This is a genomic window from Dyadobacter soli, from assembly GCF_900101885.1.
GTDB lineage: Bacteria > Bacteroidota > Bacteroidia > Cytophagales > Spirosomataceae > Dyadobacter > Dyadobacter soli.
In genome coordinates, this window is sequence record NZ_FNAN01000001.1 from 287,131 (window position 1) to 306,950 (window position 19,820).

The 19,820-nt window shown below is 54.7% G+C and carries 13 protein-coding genes; 12 read left to right on the top strand and 1 reads right to left on the bottom strand.

The genetic code is table 11. The features are described from left to right. The first annotated feature begins 1 nt into the window (after window position 1). The 8 genes from BLQ88_RS01010 to BLQ88_RS01045 all read left to right on the top strand — a co-directional run bounded on the left by BLQ88_RS01010 (window position 2) and on the right by BLQ88_RS01045 (window position 12,285). Window positions 2-1,804, top strand: a complete 1,803-nt coding sequence (locus BLQ88_RS01010; protein WP_090145831.1) for a RagB/SusD family nutrient uptake outer membrane protein — start codon at window positions 2-4, stop codon at window positions 1,802-1,804. 15 nt (window positions 1,805-1,819) lie between these two features. Further along, a complete protein-coding gene (locus BLQ88_RS01015; protein ID WP_090145833.1) occupies window positions 1,820-2,713 on the top strand; it encodes a metallophosphoesterase family protein in 894 nt (297 codons plus the stop codon). 341 nt (window positions 2,714-3,054) lie between these two features. Beyond that, window positions 3,055-4,881: a right-handed parallel beta-helix repeat-containing protein gene (locus BLQ88_RS01020; protein ID WP_090145835.1), complete on the top strand. Its 1,827-nt coding sequence runs from the start codon at window positions 3,055-3,057 to the stop codon at window positions 4,879-4,881. Window positions 4,882-4,969: 88 nt separating this feature from the next. After that, window positions 4,970-7,351, top strand: coding sequence for a glycoside hydrolase family 95 protein (locus tag BLQ88_RS01025; RefSeq protein ID WP_090145837.1), 2,382 nt, complete (start codon window positions 4,970-4,972; stop codon window positions 7,349-7,351). Between the two features lie 200 nt (window positions 7,352-7,551). Further along, the gene (locus BLQ88_RS01030; protein ID WP_090145839.1) at window positions 7,552-8,181 is read left to right on the top strand and encodes a (2Fe-2S)-binding protein; all 630 of its coding nucleotides are present in this window, start codon (window positions 7,552-7,554) and stop codon (window positions 8,179-8,181) included. Continuing rightward, a complete protein-coding gene (locus BLQ88_RS01035) occupies window positions 8,178-9,185 on the top strand; it encodes an FAD binding domain-containing protein (protein ID WP_090145841.1) in 1,008 nt (335 codons plus the stop codon). The genes BLQ88_RS01030 and BLQ88_RS01035 overlap by 4 nt, the downstream gene beginning before the upstream one ends. Before the next feature lie 6 nt (window positions 9,186-9,191). Next, window positions 9,192-11,429 carry a xanthine dehydrogenase family protein molybdopterin-binding subunit gene (locus tag BLQ88_RS01040; RefSeq protein ID WP_090145843.1) on the top strand — a complete coding sequence of 746 codons (2,238 nt, stop codon included), beginning with the start codon at window positions 9,192-9,194 and terminating at the stop codon, window positions 11,427-11,429. Between the two features lie 13 nt (window positions 11,430-11,442). Next, entirely contained in the window at window positions 11,443-12,285 is an 843-nt protein-coding gene (locus BLQ88_RS01045) for a sugar phosphate isomerase/epimerase family protein (protein ID WP_090145844.1), read from the top strand. A 39-nt stretch (window positions 12,286-12,324) separates the two neighbouring features. On the opposite strand, the gene BLQ88_RS01050 is transcribed toward BLQ88_RS01045, so the two are convergent. Then, window positions 12,325-12,780: a hypothetical protein gene (locus BLQ88_RS01050; protein WP_090145846.1), complete on the bottom strand. Its 456-nt coding sequence runs from the start codon at window positions 12,778-12,780 to the stop codon at window positions 12,325-12,327. A 113-nt stretch (window positions 12,781-12,893) separates the two neighbouring features. Here BLQ88_RS01050 and BLQ88_RS01055 point away from each other — a divergent pair, with 113 nt between their 5' ends. From BLQ88_RS01055 to BLQ88_RS01070, 4 genes are read left to right on the top strand one after another with little or no spacing between them, the layout of a single operon-like run. Continuing rightward, entirely contained in the window at window positions 12,894-13,535 is a 642-nt protein-coding gene (locus BLQ88_RS01055) for an RNA polymerase sigma-70 factor (RefSeq protein WP_090145848.1), read from the top strand. Window positions 13,536-13,547: 12 nt separating this feature from the next. Beyond that, complete coding sequence (locus BLQ88_RS01060; protein ID WP_090145851.1) at window positions 13,548-14,558, top strand: FecR family protein; 1,011 nt, start codon at window positions 13,548-13,550, stop codon at window positions 14,556-14,558. Window positions 14,559-14,588: 30 nt separating this feature from the next. Then, window positions 14,589-18,224 (top strand): SusC/RagA family TonB-linked outer membrane protein, encoded by a 3,636-nt coding sequence (locus tag BLQ88_RS01065; protein WP_229212516.1) that lies wholly within the window; start codon window positions 14,589-14,591, stop codon window positions 18,222-18,224. A gap of 26 nt (window positions 18,225-18,250) precedes the next feature. Beyond that, window positions 18,251-19,750 carry a SusD/RagB family nutrient-binding outer membrane lipoprotein gene (locus BLQ88_RS01070; RefSeq protein WP_090145853.1) on the top strand — a complete coding sequence of 500 codons (1,500 nt, stop codon included), beginning with the start codon at window positions 18,251-18,253 and terminating at the stop codon, window positions 19,748-19,750. Window positions 19,751-19,820: the final 70 nt, after the last annotated feature.

The window sequence follows — 19,820 nt, forward strand, 5'->3', positions numbered from 1 at the left end:
AATGAAAAAGCACATATTGTTACTGGCATTGCTGACGGGTGTGACCGCCTGCAACGAAGATTTTCTCGAAAAGCTTCCCCAGACTTCCATTTCTCCCGAAGCATTCTTCAATACCGAGGGCGATCTCGCATTGTACGTCAACGGGCTGCTGAGCATGCCGGATATGTACGGCACCTACCTCAATGATCAGAGCACGGATAACGCCGCTACTACCGGTGCTGTGGAAATGAAGGTGGTCATGACCGGATCGCCTAGTTCGCAGACCATCACCGGAGGCTGGGATTGGGGCCGTTTGCGGAATATCAATTATTTCCTCGACAACTATAACAAAGCCAATGCGACAGCCGATATAAAGGCGCATTATGCGGGCATTGCGCGTTACTATCGTGCGCAGTTTTACCTGAATAAGGTGGCGCGTTTCTCGGATGTGCCGTGGTTTTCCAAAACCGTGAACCCTGGTGACGAGGCTCTTTATAAAACACAAGACCCGCGGACGATGGTGATGGACAGCGTGATGGCCGACCTGGCTTTTGCGGCAGCGAACGTCAAAGACGGCAAACCGCTGGTATCCGTCGGCACGCCCGGCAAATGGGCCGTGATGACGCAATATGCCCGCACGGCATTGTACGAGGGTACTTTCCGCAAATACCACCCCGAGCTGAACCTGCAAGCGACGGCCAATAAATTCCTGGAAACAGCGGCGACCGTTTCGGCGGAAATCATGGCTTCGAACAAATTCTCGGTCCACAACACCGGCAAACCGAATGCCGATTATGCAGCGCTGTTCAATAGCCAGGATCTCTCGAACAACCCGGAAATGATCCTGTCCAATGCATTCGACCAGACCAAAGACCGCAGCCAGAATATCAACAGTTTTGTATTCGGCGACTACGAGCAGGCTCCATCGCGTGACCTCGTGCAGACGTATCTGATGAAGGACGGCTCGCGTTTCACGGATGTACAGGGTTACCAGCAGCTTGGTTTTGTGAAAGAATTCCAGAACCGCGATCCCCGTCTCGCGCAGACGCTCGTGTACCCGGGCTGGGTGCGCGCAGGCGATCCTTCCCCTTACATCCTGCGCCTGAACAAGAATTTTACGGGTTATCATCAATTGAAAGGTTATGTGAATTCAACCGACAATGTGACCCTGAACAGCATGGATGTGCCGGTGTACCGCTATGCCGAGGTGCTTTTGATTCAGGCCGAAGCCAAGGCGGAATTGGGAACGATTACGCAGGCTGACCTGGACAAAACCGTAAACCTGGTGCGCGGACGTGTCCTGATGCCTGACCTGAAACTCGCCGCGGCCAATGGTAACCCCGACCCGGTAATGTCGCAGAAATACCCGAATGTGACCGGCGCGAACCGTGGCGTGATTTTCGAGATCCGCCGGGAGAGACGCGTGGAGTTTGCCTTCGAAAACCAGCGCTTCGACGACGTAATGCGCTGGCAGGCGGGTACTTTGCTGACCGCCATTCCGGAAGGTGCCTATTTCCCTGGCCTCGGCAAATACGACCTTACCGGCGACGGCGTGGAGGACATTATCCTGATCGACAAGTCCAAAACGATCCCGGCGGAGAAGGATAAGGAGAAAAACAGCCTTGGGGTAGTCCTGATCTACTATCGGGCAGGGTCCATCGGCGACGATGTGACTGTGTATCTCAAAAACGGCAACGCCGGAGGGACGATGGTGACCGAAACGGCCGTCCGTAAATTCGAAAATCCGAAATATTATTACCGACCTATCCCTCAGAAAGAAATGCTGCTGAACCCTGGTTTGAAGCAGGTTTTTGGGTGGAATTAATTTAAAATCAAACCAATGAACAGACGTTCCTGGATCCGGAAAACCGGATTGCTCACGGCTGCTTCGCTGACAGGCCCGGCTACCCACGCCGGGCTTGTTGCCGATAAGCCCGTATTGAAAATCGCGCACATTACCGACGTGCATATCCGCGAAGGCGACGACGCGCCCAACCGTTTCAAAAGGTGCCTCACCGATGTGCTGAAACAAAAGCCCGATTTCTTTCTCAACGGCGGCGACTCCATTCACGCCGCGGATTATAAGGATGTTACCCGCGAAACAATGCTGGGCTACTGGAAGCTCTGGGACGAATGCACGGCAGGCCTGAAAGATTACGAGATCCACAGCTGCATCGGCAACCACGATCCCTGGTGGGCGGCGCCTTCGAAGGAGGATGAGATGTACGGCAAGAATTACGTCGTGAAACGCCTCAAAACGCCGGGCCGCTATTATAGTTTTACCAAAAAGAACTGGCATTTCGTGATCCTCGACGGCAACAACGAGCATGTTTCACTGGACGAGGAGCAGTACCAATGGCTGGAAGCCGATCTGGCGAAGCTCGCGCCGGGTACATTTGTGCTCCTGATGTCGCATTACCCGATCCTGGGCGCCACGCCTATGCTCGCAGGCGGGGGAGGGCATTCGGATTACAAAAAGCTGAAAAACCTGTTCTACAAGCACCGCGACAAGGTACGTATCTGCCTCAGCGGACACCAGCATTTGCAGGACCACACCGAATACAATGGTGTTCAATATTGCTGCAACGGTGCCATGAGCGGCTTCTGGTGGGGCAAAGGCGATGCCGAATCCGTCGCGCCGAACTATTACCAGGAAACGCCGCCGGGTTTCGCCATGCTTGAAATGTATGCGGACGGCAGGGTGGTGAATACGTATTTGCCGCATAGTTATTAAGTGCAGCCCTTTTAATGATAGGAGAGAAATCCCGTCAGGCATATCAAGCAATGCGCGGTTGTTACATGCCTGACGGCATTCTCTGAATACATCATTCGGTTTAAGTCCTACCAATATTACATCGCTACGCGATTACGATTCCCCGCAAAATCGAATAACCCACAAAAAGCGCCAGAAAAGTTGGGCGCAGTCCCAAAAAAGTTGGGCGTAGTCTCAGACTACGTCCGAGCGCCCCGCGGTCTCCGACCGCACCGCACCAGACAAAAAGCCAACAGGCGAAACAATAGACCAACTATCCCGATTTTGACCTAATTTGCGGCATTGATCACAATCCCTGACCCATGCCCGTGCTGCACCGTTTTTACTTGCCAATTCTCGCCGGATTCCTGCTACTGCTTCACCCTTCCTACGCCCAAACCATTTCCGTAGCCAACGCCGGCATCCGCCCGGACACCTACGAAAATGCCACCGCACGCATTCAGAAAGTGATCGACGAGGCGATCCGCACGGGTAAGACAAGCCTGACGTTCGAGAAGGGCCGTTACGATTTCTGGCCCGACGGCGCCATTCGAGAACAGTATTTTATTTCCAATACTTCCACGGAAAAAGAGGATTCGCTTAAAATCCGCACCATCGGAATGCTTTTCCGTAACGCCAAAAACCTGACGATCGACGGGAACGGCGCATTGTTTGTTTTTCACGGCAAAATGTCGACGATCGTGCTGGAACATTGCGAAAATGTGAAACTGCAAAACATCCGCGTCGATTTCGAGCGGCCCACGATGTCGGAAATGCGGTATGCGGATGTATCGAACGGGGAGGTAGAGCTGGACATTCAGCGCGACGCCCGGTACGCGATCCGCGACGGCAGGCTCGAATGGTTTGGAGAAGGCTGGAAAACGACGCATTACCACGCCGTGGAGTTCGACACTACCTTGAAAACCATGCGTTACAGCGACTGGAAGCCTTACGCCAACGCGCAGGCGACCGAAATCCGCCCCGGCCGCGTGCGCTTTAAAACCAATGTCACACCCAAGCCAGGCAATATCCTCACCGTCCGCGACATTATCCGCGACCAGGTAGGCATGCATATCCGCGAGTCCAAAAACGTGACCCTCGAGGACGTAGGCATGCATTACATGCACGGCCTGGGCATTGTGAGCCAGTATTCCGAAAACATCACCATGCGCCGCGTCACTTGTGCGCCGCGACCAGAAACCGGCCGTATTATCGCCTCGTCTGCCGATTTTATGCACTTTTCGGGCTGCCGGGGAAAGGTTACCGTCGAAGATTGCCGGTTCTCCGGCGCGCACGACGATCCGATCAATATCCACGGGACTAACCTCCGCATCGTGGGCAAAGAGGGGACCAATGCGTTGAAAGTAAGGTTTATGCATGGCCAGAGCTATGGTTTCAATGCATTTTTTCCGCGCGATACCGTCGCATTCCTGCATTCGGCTACCATGGAACGCTTCACGAATGGGGTAGTAAAAACGGTAAGCCGCCTGAATGACCGCGAGTTGCTGTTGACCTTTGAAAAATCGGTTCCCGCAGCGCTCGAAGCGCACGATTGCGTCGAAAACATGACCTGGACACCGGAGGTACTCATTCGCGGCAATCATTTTACGCGTACCAATACCCGCGGCGTGCTGCTCACGACCCCGCGCAAGGCTGTCATCGAAAACAATACGTTTTTCCGCACGGGTATGAGCGCCGTGCTCATCGAGGCGGATGCGGAAGGCTGGTACGAATCGGGGCCGGTACGCGACGTGACAATCCGTAACAACGAGTTTGTGGATTGCGCTTACCAGGGCGGGCCGAACAATGCGGTTATCGCCATCAATCCGTCCAATAAGGTCGTCGATATCAAAAAGCCGGTGCATTTCAACATCCGCATCGAAGGCAATACTTTCAAAACATTTGACTACCCCGTGTTGTACGCCAAGAGCACGCAGGGTTTGGTGTTTAGTAACAATCAGATTATCCGCACGAATGAGCTTCAACCGCAGTCGGCTAATCATAATATGTTCTGGTTCAACGGTTGCTCGGGTGTAGACATCTCCGGTTTGAAGCTGGAAGAGGGCGTGCTGGGCAAGAATATCCGGCTCGAAAACATGCCAAAAACTGCCGTTAAAGTGAGCGGTGCGCCGAAACTGACGATCGAATGACAGCTTTCGATTTTCCTGCGACTGGCGGAAAATCCATTTTTTAATTCAAAAACGGCATCTAATTTTACCATTATTTGCCAAAACCTTTATGAAGAAAATACTCCCAGGCCTACTCATTTGCGCTGTCGCCGCATTCAGTCCGCTGAGCGCGCCGCTGCAAGCGCAGCCGAATCCCCAACCGCAACCCGCACCTTTGTCGCTCTGGTACGACCAGCCCGCGAAAGAATGGATGACCCAGGCATTGCCGATCGGTAATGGCCACGTGGGCGCCATGTTTTTTGGCGGAACCGAGGAAGAACGGATCCAGTTTTCGGAAGGCAGCCTTTGGGCGGGTGGTAAAGGGGCCAATGCCGAGTATAATTTTGGGTTAAAAAAAGAAGCCTACAAACACTTGCCGCAGGTGCGCGAGCTGCTCGCCGCCGGGAAAATGAAGGAGGCGCACGCGCTGGCCAACAAGGAACTGACCGGTGTTATCCACGAAAAAAAGGAGAATACACCCTCTTCCGATTTCGGCGCACAGCAAACGGTGGGCGATATTTTTATAAAAATGCCTTCCAAAGGCGCCGTACAGAACTACCGTCGTGAGCTCAATATCTCGGACGCATTGGGTAAAGTGAGCTACGACGCAGGCGGTACTCATTTTGAAAGGACGTATTTGGGTAATTATCCTTCCAAAGTAATGGTATACCGGTTCACTTCCTCGACGCCGGAAACCTATTCCATCCGCTTTGAAACACCGCATGCCAAAGATTATGAGCAGTTTACCAAAAATCAATACACTTTCGGCGGGCATTTAAAAGATAACCGTCAGGAGTTTGAAACTACCTACCGTATAGATACCGACGGTAAAACCGCATTCAACAATGGCGTGTTGACGGTAACCAATGCGAAATCCATTCTGCTTGTGCACACCGTGGCGACGGATTACATTATGAAATTCCCTGATTATAAGGGTAATGATTACAAAAAGGCGAATGCCGCCGCCATGGCCAAAGCGGCCGGAAAAACCTACGCCGCATTGCTCGCCGAGCAGCAAAAGGATTACCACAGCCTGTTCGACCGCGTCGCGCTGACATTAGGCAATGCCACTGCACCCGCCATTCCCACCGACCAACGCCAGAAGGCCTATTCCGCCGGACAACCCGATGCCCGTTTGGAAGAACTTTACTTCCAATACGGCCGCTACCTGATGATTTCCTCGACGCGCCCCGGCACGATGCCCATGAGCTTGCAAGGCAAGTGGAACGACAGCACCAACCCGCCCTGGGCGAACGATTATCACACCAATATCAATGTGCAAATGCTCTACTGGCCAGCCGAGGCGACCAACCTTTCGGAATGCCATTTGCCGCTGATGGATTTTACGCAATCCATTGTAGCGCCGGGCCGGCTGGCTGCGAAGGAGTTTTTCAATGCCAAAGGATGGATCGTGAACACGATGCTGAACGCCTATGGCTATACTTCGCCGGGCTGGGATTTCCCGTGGGGCTTTTTCCCGGGCGGCGCGGCGTGGCTTTGCCAGCATTTGTGGGAGCATTATGCATTTACCAATGATAAGGCATTTTTGAAAAACACCGCCTACCCGGTGATGAAGGAAGCTTCGGAGTTCTGGATGGATTACCTCACCAGCGACGGCAAAGGTCACCTCGTGTCGTCACCCTCGTACTCGCCGGAGCACGGCGGTATTTCTACCGGCGCCACCATGGACCACGAAATGGCCTGGGATGTGCTCAACAACACCGCCGAAGCCGCAGCCGTGCTGGGTATCGACGCCGATTTCGCACAAAAAGCCCGCGCTACCCGCGACAAGATATTGCCTTTGCAGATCGGCCGCTGGAAGCAGTTGCAGGAATGGCGCGAGGACGTCGACGACTCCACCAACCACCACCGCCACGTGTCGCACCTGTATGCGTTGCACCCGGGCAAGCAGATTTCTATCACCAAAACCCCCGCCGAAGCCGAGGCCGCACGCGTGAGTCTCAATGCCCGTGGCGACGACGGTACCGGCTGGTCGCTGGCATGGAAAGTCAATTTCTGGGCGCGCTTGCAGGATGGTAACCGTGCACACAAGCTGTTCAAAAGCGTACTCCGGCCCGTAGCCGACCAGGGTACCAATATGGCCGACGGCGGCGGCTCCTACGCCAACCTCCTTTGCGCCCACCCGCCATTCCAGCTCGACGGCAACATGGGCTCCACAGCCGGCGTCGCCGAAATGTTACTTCAATCGCAAACCGGCGTAATCGAACTGCTGCCCGCATTACCCGACGCCTGGGCCACCGGCTCCGTGAAGGGTCTGAAAGCACGCGGTAATGTGACGGTCGATGAAGTCTGGGAGAATGGTAAATTGAAATCCGTGACGCTCGTATCGCCCAATGCGCAGAAGCGGGTTTTGAAATATGGTAGCAAGACGATCAATGCCGAAATCGTTGCCGGAAAGGCGAAGACGTGGAATTCGAGTGATTTTAAATGATAGTGGTATTCAAATGCAGCAATTAAATCGCGTAGCGATGTAATATCGGTAGCAACGAATCGCACAAGACGTATCGCAAATGCCGTCAGGCATGCAACAGCAAAGCATTGTTGTTACATGCCTGACGGCATTTTTAGTAAAATCCGGTAAATCACACCCCAATCGCTCTTTTCAATACATTATCACCGAACTGAACGACCATGGAACCCGACCGAGACGCAATTCCGCCCGATGCCGAAAACGAAGACCGACGTTTTTTTCTGAAACAATCCATGTTCATCGCCGGTCTTTCGATGGCGCCGGCGGATTTCCTGCAAGCCGCGCTGGCACCCGACGACGGACCGGTGGGTAATGCGGTGAAGGTGAAATTGTCGCTCACTGTCAATGGCAAACGCAAGCGCATTACCATTGACCCGCGGATGACATTGCTGGACTTGCTTCGCGAAAACCTGGGGCTTACCGGTACCAAAAAGGGTTGTGATTTCGGGCAATGCGGAGCTTGCACCGTACACGTGGATGGCCGCAGGACGCTATCCTGCCTTACTTTCGCGGTGATGCAGCATGGAGCGAAAATAACAACGATTGAAGGGCTGTCGGATGGAGAAAAGCTGCATCCGTTGCAGGAAGCATTCATTAAGCACGATGGTTTCCAATGCGGGTATTGCACGCCGGGGCAGATCATGTCGGGTGTTGCGTGCATACGCGAGGGGTGCGCGGGGTCGGCCGGGGAGGTGCGGGAATATATGAGCGGTAACCTGTGCCGCTGCGGTGCCTACCCCAATATAGTGGACGCCATTTTGGAAGTAAAGAAGGAGGGACTGAAAGTATGAAACCGTTTCAATACCTCCGTCCCAAAACCGTCCAGGAAGCCGTTACGATGGCCACGGATAACCCCGAAGCGCAGTACATCGCAGGTGGTACCAACCTCGTCGACCTGATGAAGCGGGGCATTGCGTCGCCTTCGAAACTGATCGATATCAATCATCTCCCATTAAAAAAAATAGAACATCGCTACGACCGCCTCCGTATCGGCGCATTGGTGCTGAACAGCGATTTGGCGCAGCATAAGGCCGTGCTGACCCGCCAGCCGCTGCTCGCGCAGGCATTACTCGCAGGCGCGTCGGGGCAGCTGCGGAATATGGCCACGGTAGGCGGTAACCTCTTGCAGCGTACGCGTTGCAGTTATTTTTACGACCTCGCATTGCCTTGTAACAAGCGTAAACCGGGCGCTGGCTGCGGCGCGGAAGAGGGCATTAACCGTACGCACGCCATATTTTTTGCGGGAAATGGTTTTGGAGGTATAGAAAAGTCCTCTTGTATCGCAGTTCATCCGAGCGATATGTGCGTAGCGCTTACTGCCCTGGAAACGACGGTTGTGATAAACGGCCCGGATGGCGAGCGGCGGGTAATGATGAAAGATTTTCACCGGCTGTCGACCCAGCAGCCCGAACTTGATACCAACCTGGGCCCGGGCGAGCTGGTGACGGCCATCGAGGTGGTGGACAATGCATTTGCCAAACACAGCCATTACCTGAAAGTGCGCGACCGTGCTTCCTATGCCTTTGCATTGGTGTCGGTGGCGGCGGCGCTGCAAATGGACGGCGGCCGCATCTGGGATGCGCGGATGGCACTCGGCGGCGTGGCGCACAAGCCCTGGCGTTACTGGTCCATCGACCTCATGCTGCGCGGACAGGTACCTTCCGAAAAGCTTTTCAGGGAAGTGGCCGAACACGAAATGGAAGGCGCGAAGGCCACGGCGCAGAATGCATTCAAAATCAAATTGGCATCCAATGCAATGGTGGCGGCTTTGAAAACCGCAGCGGGCATTTCCTGAGAGCATATGAACAGAAAATCATTGGATAACCCTTCGGATAACTCGCTCAGCCGCGTCGACGGGGCGGTGAAAGTGACGGGTACCGCAACATACTCCGCCGAATACGTTGTTCCGGAGCTCGCGCACGCGGTACTAGTGACCAGCACTATTGCCAAAGGCAGCATTACCGCCATCGAATCGCAGGAGGCGGAAGCTGCGCCGGGTGTGCTGGCGGTTATCAGCCATTTGAACGCGATAGAGGTACCGGGCTGGCCCGCCCGAAAGCAGCCCGCAGAACGGGCGCCGGTTGGAACGGCATTTCGCGTATTTTACGACCCGCTGATCTATTTCGACGGCCAGCCTGTGGCGATGGTCGTGGCGGGCACACGTGAGCAGGCCGTGCACGCGGCTTCGCTCGTACGGGTGACTTATCGGAAAGAAATCCATCAGACACATTTTGAAAAAAATACCTCAAAAGCCGGCATTCCGCTGAATGTGCAACGCGCGAAAAATTCGCCTTTCCAGGATTATGCGCGGGGCGATGCGGCTGCGCTGACCAACGCCGAAGTCAGGATCGAAGCCGAATACACCATTCCTACCCAGCACCACCAGCCGCTCGAACCGCACGCGATCATCGCTGTTTGGGAAGCGGATGATAAGCTGACGGTTTATGATAAAAATCAGGGTGTCAAATCCGCGCAGGGGCAACTGGCGCAGGCATTCAAGCTGCCGAGGGAAAAAGTGCAGGTTGTGGCGACATACATTGGCGGCGCGTTCGGGTCGGGAATCCGGGTGTGGCCGCATACGATGGCGGCGGTAATGGCGGCGAAGCAGGTGAAGCGGCCGGTGAAGTTGGTGCTAGGGCGCGAGCAGATGTTTACTTCCGTCGGTTACCGGCCTTATACCGTTCAAAAACTCACTTTGGGGGCATCGAAAACCGGCCAGCTGGCGGGTATTATGCATGAAGGAACGGGGCAGACTTCGGCTTATGAGGAGCATTTGGAACGCACCGTCCTTGCGTCGCGTGCATTGTACGCGAGCGCATACGCGGCCACGCGCTACCGCCTGCTCCCGCTGGACGTAAACACGCCTACGTGGATGCGCGGGCCGGGCGATGCGACGGGAATGTTTGCTTTGGAGTCGGCAATGGATGAGCTGGCATTTGCATTGAAGATGGACCCGCTGGAATTCCGGCTGAAAAACTACGCCGAAAGTGATCCTGAGCGGAACCTGCCGTGGTCGGCGAAATCGTTGCGGGAATGCTATGAGCTCGGCGCGGAAAAATTCGGTTGGAAAAACCGGATGCAGGAGCCGCGGTCGGTGAAGCGGGGCGGAATGCTGCTGGGGTCGGGTATGGCGTCGAGCCTGTATGGCTTCCATAGGCATCCGTCCAAGGCGCGGGCGTTGATGCAGGCCGACGGCTCGGTGATCGTGCAAAGCGCCACGATGGACATCGGCCCCGGTACGGGCACAGCCATGACGCGCATTGCAGCGAAAGTTTTGGGTGTGAATGCTAAAAAAATACGTTTCGAGCTGGGCCATTCCGCATTGCCCGATGCGCCGGGCCAGAATGGCTCGTCCACGATCCCGAGCGTAGGTTCGGCGGTGCATGTGGTTTGCGAGGCTTTGAAAAGCAAGTTGGTCACTTTGGCCGGTGAAATGTCTGAGCGGTTCAGGTCGGGTGGTCAGCCGGTCGTCAGGAATGGGCAGGTTTTTAGTTCAGGTGAGGATAAAGAGGGGATTAATTATTCGGATATTTTAAAATACCATCAATTAAAAGAGCTGGAAGTAACGGAGGAGTCGAAATCGGGTGCCGAGCGCGACCAGTACTCGATGTATTCGTTCGGATGCCATTTTGTGGAGGTGGAAGTAGACCCGCTTACGGGCGAGGTACGCGTTACGCGCGTGGTCACCTGCGCGGATGTGGGCACGATTATCAACTACAAAACCGCCCGCAGCCAGTCGATCGGCGGGGTTGTCGGTGGTATCGGAATGGCACTGATGGAGCATTCGGCGATGGATCACCGTTTCGGCCGGTATGTTACCAACGATTTTGCCAGTTACCACATTCCCGTCCATGCCGACGTGCCGCCCATTGAAGTGTATTATATCGATAAACCCGACGTACACGTCAACCCCATCGGTTCGAAAGGTCTGGGAGAAATTGCCATTGTAGGCGTGGCGGGCGCGATCGCGAATGCGGTTTTTCACGCCACCGGTAAGCGGGTAAGGGAGCTGCCCATTACGCCGGATAAATTGATTTGAAATAGACAATTGTATGAAAAAGAATAACTTACTGATTGGGCTGGGTGTTGTCCTGGTGGCGGTTTCCGCATTGTTTTACAATTTTCGTCCGGCCGGCCCAGGTGGTGGTATGAAATGGAAGCCCGGCGTGGCATTGTATTCTTTCAACCGGTTTCCCTTCGAACAGGCGCTCGATAAGGCCGACAGTATCAATGCATTGTATGTCGAAGGATTCTTCTTTCACAAACTGGGCGATGCATTCGGCGGGCATTCTATCCCCAATCTGACCGACGAGGAGATTAAGACAATGAAGGGAATGCTGGACAAGCGTGGATTGAAAATGAAGTCGGTCTACGCCGATGGTAAAAGTGAGGAAGATTGGAAAGCCAATTTTGAATTTGCCCAAAAAATCGGCCTCGAATTCCTGACCGCCGAGCCGCAAAAACAGCATTGGGACGCGATCGAGAAGCTGGCCGAGCATTATAAAGTCAAAGTAGCCATTCACGAGCATGCCAAAGGATCGAGCTATTTCTGGCATCCCGATTCCGTGGTGATGGCAATGCAGGGCCGTTCGCATTTCCGCGCCTGTGCCGATATTGGTCACTGGGTCCGCAGCGGCCTCGACCCGGTGAAATGCCTGCAAACACTTCAAGGGAAAATCATTTGCCTGCATATCAAAGACCTCGACGCAGCGGGTAACCTCAAAGCCAACGACGTCATGGCAGGCACGGGGGTAATCGACTACCCGGCCATCATAGCCGAACTGAAACGCCAGCGTTTCGAAGGCTACGTGTACATCGAGCGGGAAGGGAATTGGGACAAAAACGTCACGGATGTAGATTATGCATTAAAATACCTCGACCGGCTGAACCGGTAATGTTCAACCAGCAAAAAACTATCGTAGGGTTAACTCCGATTATCTGCCGGCTTTAACCCACTTCACAATCAAATTCGCGATCAAGAGAACCTGGAAAGCGGCGAACGTGACGACCGCCATCATGAACCGCATTCGCAGGTCTTCCCATTCCTGGTACTGCTGCGGCGACATCGGTTTCCAGGTATCCATTGCCGTGTTGGGCGCGGAGCCCGTCGTACTCACGATGTAAAGCGCAATGCCGATCGTCGCGAGCACGTGTGCGGCTGTCAGCTGCGGGAAGCCCGCGCGGTTTCGCGTGACCCAATATAGCAGGCTGGCAAAAAGCATGATCGCGATCAGCAACTCCGCTACAAGGTAAACGGGGAGCACATAATAAGTATCGTGAAATTGCACATCTACCGTATAGCTGCGCCGAAACCAGGCGATGATGGCGATGACGGGGCAGGCGAGGAGCAGGGCGAGGTGGGGTTTGCTGTGAATGAAGCTTTTGCGCATTGTATCGTATTTTTATGGGTGCAAATTAAAAAAATGAAAGTTTTTTAATGAACAGCTAGGGTAGCCTTTCCAAATTTTGTCCTGTGGGTACAGCCTAAACCCAGCCCCGAACCGTGACGCCCGAACCTTCCGAAAACTTACCGGACGAAGCGCCTGACCGCGAAAGACCAATCGACCCGCGGGAGACCGGCGTGGATTCGAATGCGCCTGGTAACGCGTTGCCTGACAGGGAGTTTTTTCTCCGCAAAACATTCGAACAGGATGCCGCAAAAGGGTATGAGCTGTTGTTCAGGACCTATTACCGGCCGCTTTGCAGCCACGCCGCGCGATTTGTGTACAACAAGGAAATCGCGGAAGACCTGGTTACCGAAATTTTTCTGAATTTCTGGAAAAAAGAACTGCACACGGGCATTAGTACCACTTTCAGGGCTTATCTGTTTACCGCCGTGCGCAACCGGTGCTTTACTTACCTGCGCTGGGAGTTCCATAAAATCCGCCGAGAAGAGCTCGACGACGATTTTCGTTCGGATATGCTCCTGCCCGATCACATCATGGAAATGGACGAGCTCTATATGCAGGTGGAGCGGGTGATCGACACCTTGCCGCCGCAATGCCAGAAAGTATTTGTGCTGAGCCGGTTCGAAGGCAAGTCGTACCAGGAAATCGCTGCGAAGCTCGAAGTGTCGGTGAAGGCGGTGGAAGGGCATATATCGAAGGCGCTTAACATTCTGCGCCGCTCATTGAAAAAAAACTGACAAGCTTACAGCATGAACACACCATTATCCAAAGAAATGCTTTTCACCTACTTCTCGGGCCAGGCTACGGTGCTGCAAAAGCAGCTGATCGAAGAATGGCTCGGCGAACCGGGCAATGTGGAACGCTATTTCGAATGGTTGCAGGAATGGGAAAACGGTCATCCGCAGTTTTTGCCGGATGTGGAACAGGCATTCAAGCATGTGCAGACAATGCTGGAAGGGCCGCCGGCAAGCGGTGATTCCGCTCGGGAAAGCAAAGGTACGGTGCCGCTCCGGTGGCGGAACTGGCTTCGTGTGGCGGCTGCCGTATTGCTGATGGCAGGTGCAGGAGGGTATTTTTACCACGATGCGCTCATTTACCGGCATTACCGCACCGGTTATGCCCAAAGCCGGACCGTTGCGCTCAACGACGGAAGCCGCGTATCGCTTTTACCCAATTCCGATCTGAAACTGCTCCGGTGGGGCTTCGGGCGTATTGGGAGGGACGTGTACCTCACCGGCGAGGCCGGATTTGTGGTCACACACCAGGTCGATCATCAGCCATTTACAGTCTACACGCTCGATCACGGGAAGGTAACCGTGCTCGGCACCGAGTTTTTTGTGTATACCCGCAAAAAAGGCACGCAGGTGGTTTTGAGCAAAGGAAAAGTACAGATTTCCTCAGCGGAAATGGCTGTTCCGCTCGATATGAAACCCGGCGAAAAGGCCTCCGTCGCGACAGACGGCAAAATCGCAATACAACCGCTTACCGTTACGGAGCTGAAAGACCCGGTGACCTGGCAGGAGCATCATTTCCACTTCGACCATACCACACTCGCTGACGCCAGCCGTGAACTGAATGCGGTTTTCGGACTGGAAATAATGGTGACCGACCCGGCGCTGGCTGCCCGACAGGTAACGGGCACGTTCAAGGCACGGCAGGCCGACGAGCTGCTGTCGGTGCTGTCCGAAATGCTCGACATGCGCGTGCAGGTCGAAGCCGGCCAGGTACGCCTCATTCCCGATTCAACTGACACCAATTAGACCCTTTTAACTAACCAACCAAACGCTACCATGAACCCACATGTACCTTTGGCAAAGGCATTTGGCCTTTACGCCATGCTCAGCTTGTGTCCCCCGCCGGGATTCGGGCAGTTGCTGGCATCGGCACAGCCCACGCAGACCGAAGCGCGGCAGACACAGCCCGTACGCCTGCGCGACGCGTTGCTGAAACTGAAAGAGCGCTACGGCGCCGACATTCTCTTCGAGGAGAAGCTGCTGGACGATCTCAAAGTTTCGTCTACGGCCGTGAATCCGGCAAGAACGCTGGAACAGAACCTGGATGCGCTGCTGGCTTCCACCGGTTTGAAATACAAGAAAATCAAGGACAATACTTATGTGCTGCTGGCAACGAAAGAGCGCCGTAAGAAAGAAAATGCCGTGCCGGCCCGTGAAAGTTCAGCATTGCCGCAGGACAACAGCCCGCTGGCGTCGCTCGCACCCGTAACACGCACGGAGGCCGCCGAATCGACGGTTCGGGGCACGGTCGTTGATGCGAAAGGCGAGCCGCTGATCGGCGTGAGCGTGCTCGTAAAAGGCACAACACGCGGCACGGCGACGGACGTGGCCGGCAAGTATGAGATCCTCGCCGACGATGCTTCGGCGGTACTGGTTTTCTCATTTGTAGGTTATGTGCGGAAGGAAGTGGTGGTGGGTGCGCAGTCGGAAATCAATGTTACCCTCGCGGAAGACACGCAGAACCTTTCGGAAGTGGTCGTGACTGCGTTGGGTATCAAGCGCGACAAGCGTGCATTGGGGTATTCTGTCCAGGAAATCGGCGGCGATGCGGTCAGTACGGCCAAAGAGGCTAACCTTGCCACCACGCTGGCCGGAAAAATGGCGGGCGTGCAGGTGACGCGGTCGGCCAACGGGGCCGGCGGGTCGTCGCGGGTGGTGATCCGGGGCTCCAATTCGCTGGTCGGCAACAGCCAGCCGCTGTACGTGATCGACGGTATCCCGATGGACAACAGCAACCCCAATGCGCCGTCGTCCACGGGTGGGATCGATTACGGGGATGGTATTTCCAATATCAATCCGGAAGACGTGGAATCGATATCGGTGCTGAAAGGACCTAACGCGGCGGCGCTGTACGGCCAGCGCGGTAGCAACGGGGTGGTACTGATCACGACCAAATCCGGTAAATCCAGAAAAGGTATCGGTATCAGATACGGCATCGATTATTCCGTCGGCGACGCATTGGTACTGCCTGATTTTCAGGACGAATACGGCCAGGGGCTCGACGGCGCGTTTACGCATTTCCGCGGCAACGACGGCAAAATCTACACCTGGGCGGCAGCGCAGGCAGGGAATATCCAGGGAATGCCGAAGGTCAGCGGCGGTCGCGACCGCTTTACGCGTGCGAGCTGGGGCGCGCGTATGGATGGGCAGCAATATGAAGATCAATGGGGGAATGTGCTCAGTTTCTCCCCGCAGCCAAATACCTTCCAAACCTTTTTCAGAAAGGAAAAGCAACTGGTGAACAACCTGAGCCTGGAAGGGGGTAATGACAATATCAACTACCGGCTTTCATACGGAAATACCAACATCGATGGCTACACGCCGGGTAACACATTGAAACGCAATAATGTAAACCTGCGCACCGTAGCCAAGATCACTCCCAAGCTGGAACTGGACGTGAAAGCCAACTATATAGGTCAGAAAGGTGCCAATCGCCCGACGGTCTCCGACGCGAGCGATAACCCGGCCTACCTGTTCATCAGCCAGCCGCGCAGCATGCCCATGAGCATTCTGGCCAACTCGGCATGGACGGCCGAGGATGTGGCGAAGCAACTGGGCTATGGTACCGTGCCGTTTGTAGGGATGGAAAAGACTTATGCTACCAATTCGTCGACCGCGAATCCATACTGGACCGTCGATCATACGCGCAATTCCGACGACCGCCAGCGGCTGCTCGGGCTGATCCGCCTGAGTTACCAGTTCAACGACTGGATCCGGCTCACCGCGAAGACCGGTACCGACTTCTACACCGACCAGCGCCTGCGCTACCGCGAAAAAGGTACCTACCAGAGCGCCAACCGAAACGGGGATATTTCGGAGCAGGTGACCCGCGTGCGGGAAGACAACAGCGATATCCTGCTCTCGCTGACCCCGCAGCTGACCAAGGACATTTCCTTAGGCCTGAACCTCGGTGCCAACCACCAGAAATTCTATTCGCGGACCACGGGCAACACCGGTAGCGAGTTTATCGTGCCCGGCTTGTACGCGATCAATAACACGCTGATCAATTCCTATGTGTTCGGTCTGACGGAATCGTCGATCAACTCGGTCTATTTGTCGGGGCAGGTTGGGTTTAAGGAATACCTTTTCCTTGATTTTTCGGCACGCAACGACTGGTCTTCGACGCTTTCACCCGAAAACAACTCGTTCTTTTACCCGGCGGTGAGCGCGAGTTTTGTGATTACCGATGCATTCAATATCCGGAGCAATACATTGAGTTTTCTCAAACTTCGTGCTTCGGTGGCGCAGGCGGGAAGCTCGGGTTCGCCCTACCAGCTCACTGGTACGTACTCGCTGGACCAGGTTGCGCATGGCGGCGTTCCGCTGTCGTCCTTCTCGTCGACCATTCCCGATCCCAATCTGAAAAACGAGCTGACGACCTCCGTCGAGTTCGGGGTGGAGGCGCGGTTTTTCAAGAACCGGGCGGGGCTGGCATTTGCCTACTATAATGCGTCAACCAAAAACCAGATCCTGGATGTGCCCCTGCCGCCGTCGAGTACATTTGCCTCCCGGCGGATCAATGCGGGTGAAATCCGTAACCGCGGTGTGGAGCTGACCCTGAATGGTACGCCCATTAAAACGGCTGACGGTTTCACCTGGGATGCGACATTCAATTTTTCCAGAAACCGTAACCAGGTGGTGGCGCTCGCGGAAGGTGTGGATACCTACGTGCTTGGTGCCGACAGAGGCGTGAATGTGGTAGCCGAGCCCGGCAAACCCTTCGGTACCATTGTAGGAAATGGTTTCCAATGGCTCCGTGATGATAACGGGAACCGGCTGATCGATCCCGCGACCGGTTTGCCCCTGAAATCCAATTCCAAGATCCTTTACGAACTGGGCAATGCATTGCCGAACTGGATAGGCGGTTTCAACAACACCTTCCGCTACAAAGGCCTTAGCTTGTCCGGATTGTTCGATATCAGCCAGGGCGGCAAGATTTACTCACAAAGCTTGCGCGAAGAGCTGGTATACGGCACAATCAAGAAAACGCTGCCGGGCCGTGACGGTACCTACGTGGCCGATGGGGTAGTGGCTTCCAAATCCGAAAACGGAACGTGGGTCGGTACCGGACAGGCGAATACGAAGCAGGTGAAAGCGCAGGAATACTGGAATGTGGTGGCACCCGACAAGGACAACGTCATCCCCGAAGAAATGCTCAACGACGCAAGTTACATCATGTTTCGCGAGCTGACATTGAACTACCAGCTGCCCAACACACTTGTCAGCCGCACGCCATTCAAGGGTATCCGTGCGGGCATTTACGGACGTAACCTCTTTTATCTGCAACGCAAGACGGAAGGTTTTGCGCCGGAGGCTTCTTCCTTCAATGTCAATAACTCGTCGCTTGGGCTCGAATCCACCGCATTGCCATTGCTGCGGTATTTCGGGGTCAGCCTGAATGTGGAGTTGTAATTATTCAAACCGGAAATTTTTGAGAAATGAAAAATATCATCCCATCGATCCTGCTCACCGGTGCGATATGCCTTACACAGGCCTGCACCGGCGATTTTGAGGAAATAAATACACCGCCCACGTCCGTCACGACGGTGGACCCCGGCCTGCTGCTTTCGAAAGTGCAGAAAGACGCTGCTTTTTCGGAAGGATATGAGGTACCCAACAGCCAGTACGGCTCCTGGATCCAGCAATGGGCGGGCGGCGTGCTGGTGTCGAGCTCCCGGTATATCGAGCAAAGCGACAATAATACCTGGGACGCACATTATACCTTGATCCGTAACATCAGCCAGGTCCGCAACGAAGTTTTGAAAGGGAAGGAAAACGACCCGAGCGGCCGGAGCAAGCTGGCCATCGCCCGCATTGTCGAAATATCGGTATGGCAGCGTCTCACCGACCTTTTCGGCGACGTGCCATATTCCGGCACAGCCCTCGGCCCGACGGAAGTGAATACGAAGCCTGCATTCGATACGCAGGAATCGATTTACAAGTCGCTCATTAACGACCTGAATGCGGCCATGGCGCAGCTTACCCCCGGCGATGCGAGCTACGGAAGTGCGGATTTTTATTACAAAGGCGACATTGGAAAGTGGAAAAAGTATGCCAATTCGCTGAAAATGAGGCTGGGAATGCGCATTCGTTACGCCGACCCTGCATTGGCACAAAAGACGGTGACCGAAGCGATGGGCCAGCCGCTGCTGGAAAGCGCCGCCGATGACGCAACCGTACCGACCTACAACAATGCCACCAATGCCAACGTGCATCCGGTATTGAACCAGTTTTTGGCCGGAAGCCCCGATTTGAAATACCTCGCCGATGCATTTGTTACCCAATTGGTTACCACGAGCGATCCGCGCCTGCCGCGCATAGCGCAGCCGAGCGTCAATTCCGTGAAAGCGGGCACACCCGCATACAAGGGCATAGGCGTGGCATTGACCGACGAAATACTGAAAACCATCATCAAAGACGATTACAGTACCGTTTCGACGCTCACATTCTTCAACCGCGATTACAGTCCGGCGATACCTTGCATGGTGATGTCGTTTGCCGACGTCTCGTTCTATAAAGCGGAAGCTGCGCTGGAAGGGTGGGGCGGAACCGCGGCGGAGGCCGAGAAATACTACCAGGACGGCGTGAAAGCGGCATTGGCGCAAGCGCCGTACAATGTGACGACCGTGCCTGCTGCTTTTGAAAAGGAATTGTCGTTTACCGGCCTTACCAAAGAGCAGAAGCTGGCAAAAATAGGGGCGCAAAAATGGATCCAGCTTTTCGGACGTTCCTACGAAGCGTTTATCGAATGGCGGAGAATGGGTTATCCCACGTTGAAACCCGGCCCGTTCCAGGGGTCAACCGGCGGTACCATCCCGCGGAGGACGATCTACTCGTCACGCGAGGCGCTGCTCAACAAAGCGAATTATGAACAGGCGGTAGGTCGGTTGTCGAATGGCGATTCCTATGTTTCCAAAGTGTGGTGGGATAAAAAGTGACCGCTGTCCATGGTTAAACATGCAATCGGCCGTTAAAGAGCAAGTGCCCGGGATGTTAAATGTCCCGGGC

Bases quoted from the DNA above. Each gene is read 5' to 3' on its own strand.
- BLQ88_RS01065 (WP_229212516.1), top strand. From the start codon at position 14,589: ATGAACCCACATGTACCTTTGGCAAAGGCATTTGGCCTTTACGCCATG.
- BLQ88_RS01010 (WP_090145831.1), top strand. From the start codon at position 2: ATGAAAAAGCACATATTGTTACTGGCATTGCTGACGGGTGTGACCGCC.
- BLQ88_RS01050 (WP_090145846.1), bottom strand. From the start codon at position 12,780: ATGCGCAAAAGCTTCATTCACAGCAAACCCCACCTCGCCCTGCTCCTC.
- BLQ88_RS01045 (WP_090145844.1), top strand. From the start codon at position 11,443: ATGAAAAAGAATAACTTACTGATTGGGCTGGGTGTTGTCCTGGTGGCG.
- BLQ88_RS01020 (WP_090145835.1), top strand. From the start codon at position 3,055: ATGCCCGTGCTGCACCGTTTTTACTTGCCAATTCTCGCCGGATTCCTG.
- BLQ88_RS01035 (WP_090145841.1), top strand. From the start codon at position 8,178: ATGAAACCGTTTCAATACCTCCGTCCCAAAACCGTCCAGGAAGCCGTT.
- BLQ88_RS01040 (WP_090145843.1), top strand. From the start codon at position 9,192: ATGAACAGAAAATCATTGGATAACCCTTCGGATAACTCGCTCAGCCGC.
- BLQ88_RS01025 (WP_090145837.1), top strand. From the start codon at position 4,970: ATGAAGAAAATACTCCCAGGCCTACTCATTTGCGCTGTCGCCGCATTC.
- BLQ88_RS01030 (WP_090145839.1), top strand. From the start codon at position 7,552: ATGGAACCCGACCGAGACGCAATTCCGCCCGATGCCGAAAACGAAGAC.
- BLQ88_RS01015 (WP_090145833.1), top strand. From the start codon at position 1,820: ATGAACAGACGTTCCTGGATCCGGAAAACCGGATTGCTCACGGCTGCT.
- BLQ88_RS01070 (WP_090145853.1), top strand. From the start codon at position 18,251: ATGAAAAATATCATCCCATCGATCCTGCTCACCGGTGCGATATGCCTT.
- BLQ88_RS01060 (WP_090145851.1), top strand. From the start codon at position 13,548: ATGAACACACCATTATCCAAAGAAATGCTTTTCACCTACTTCTCGGGC.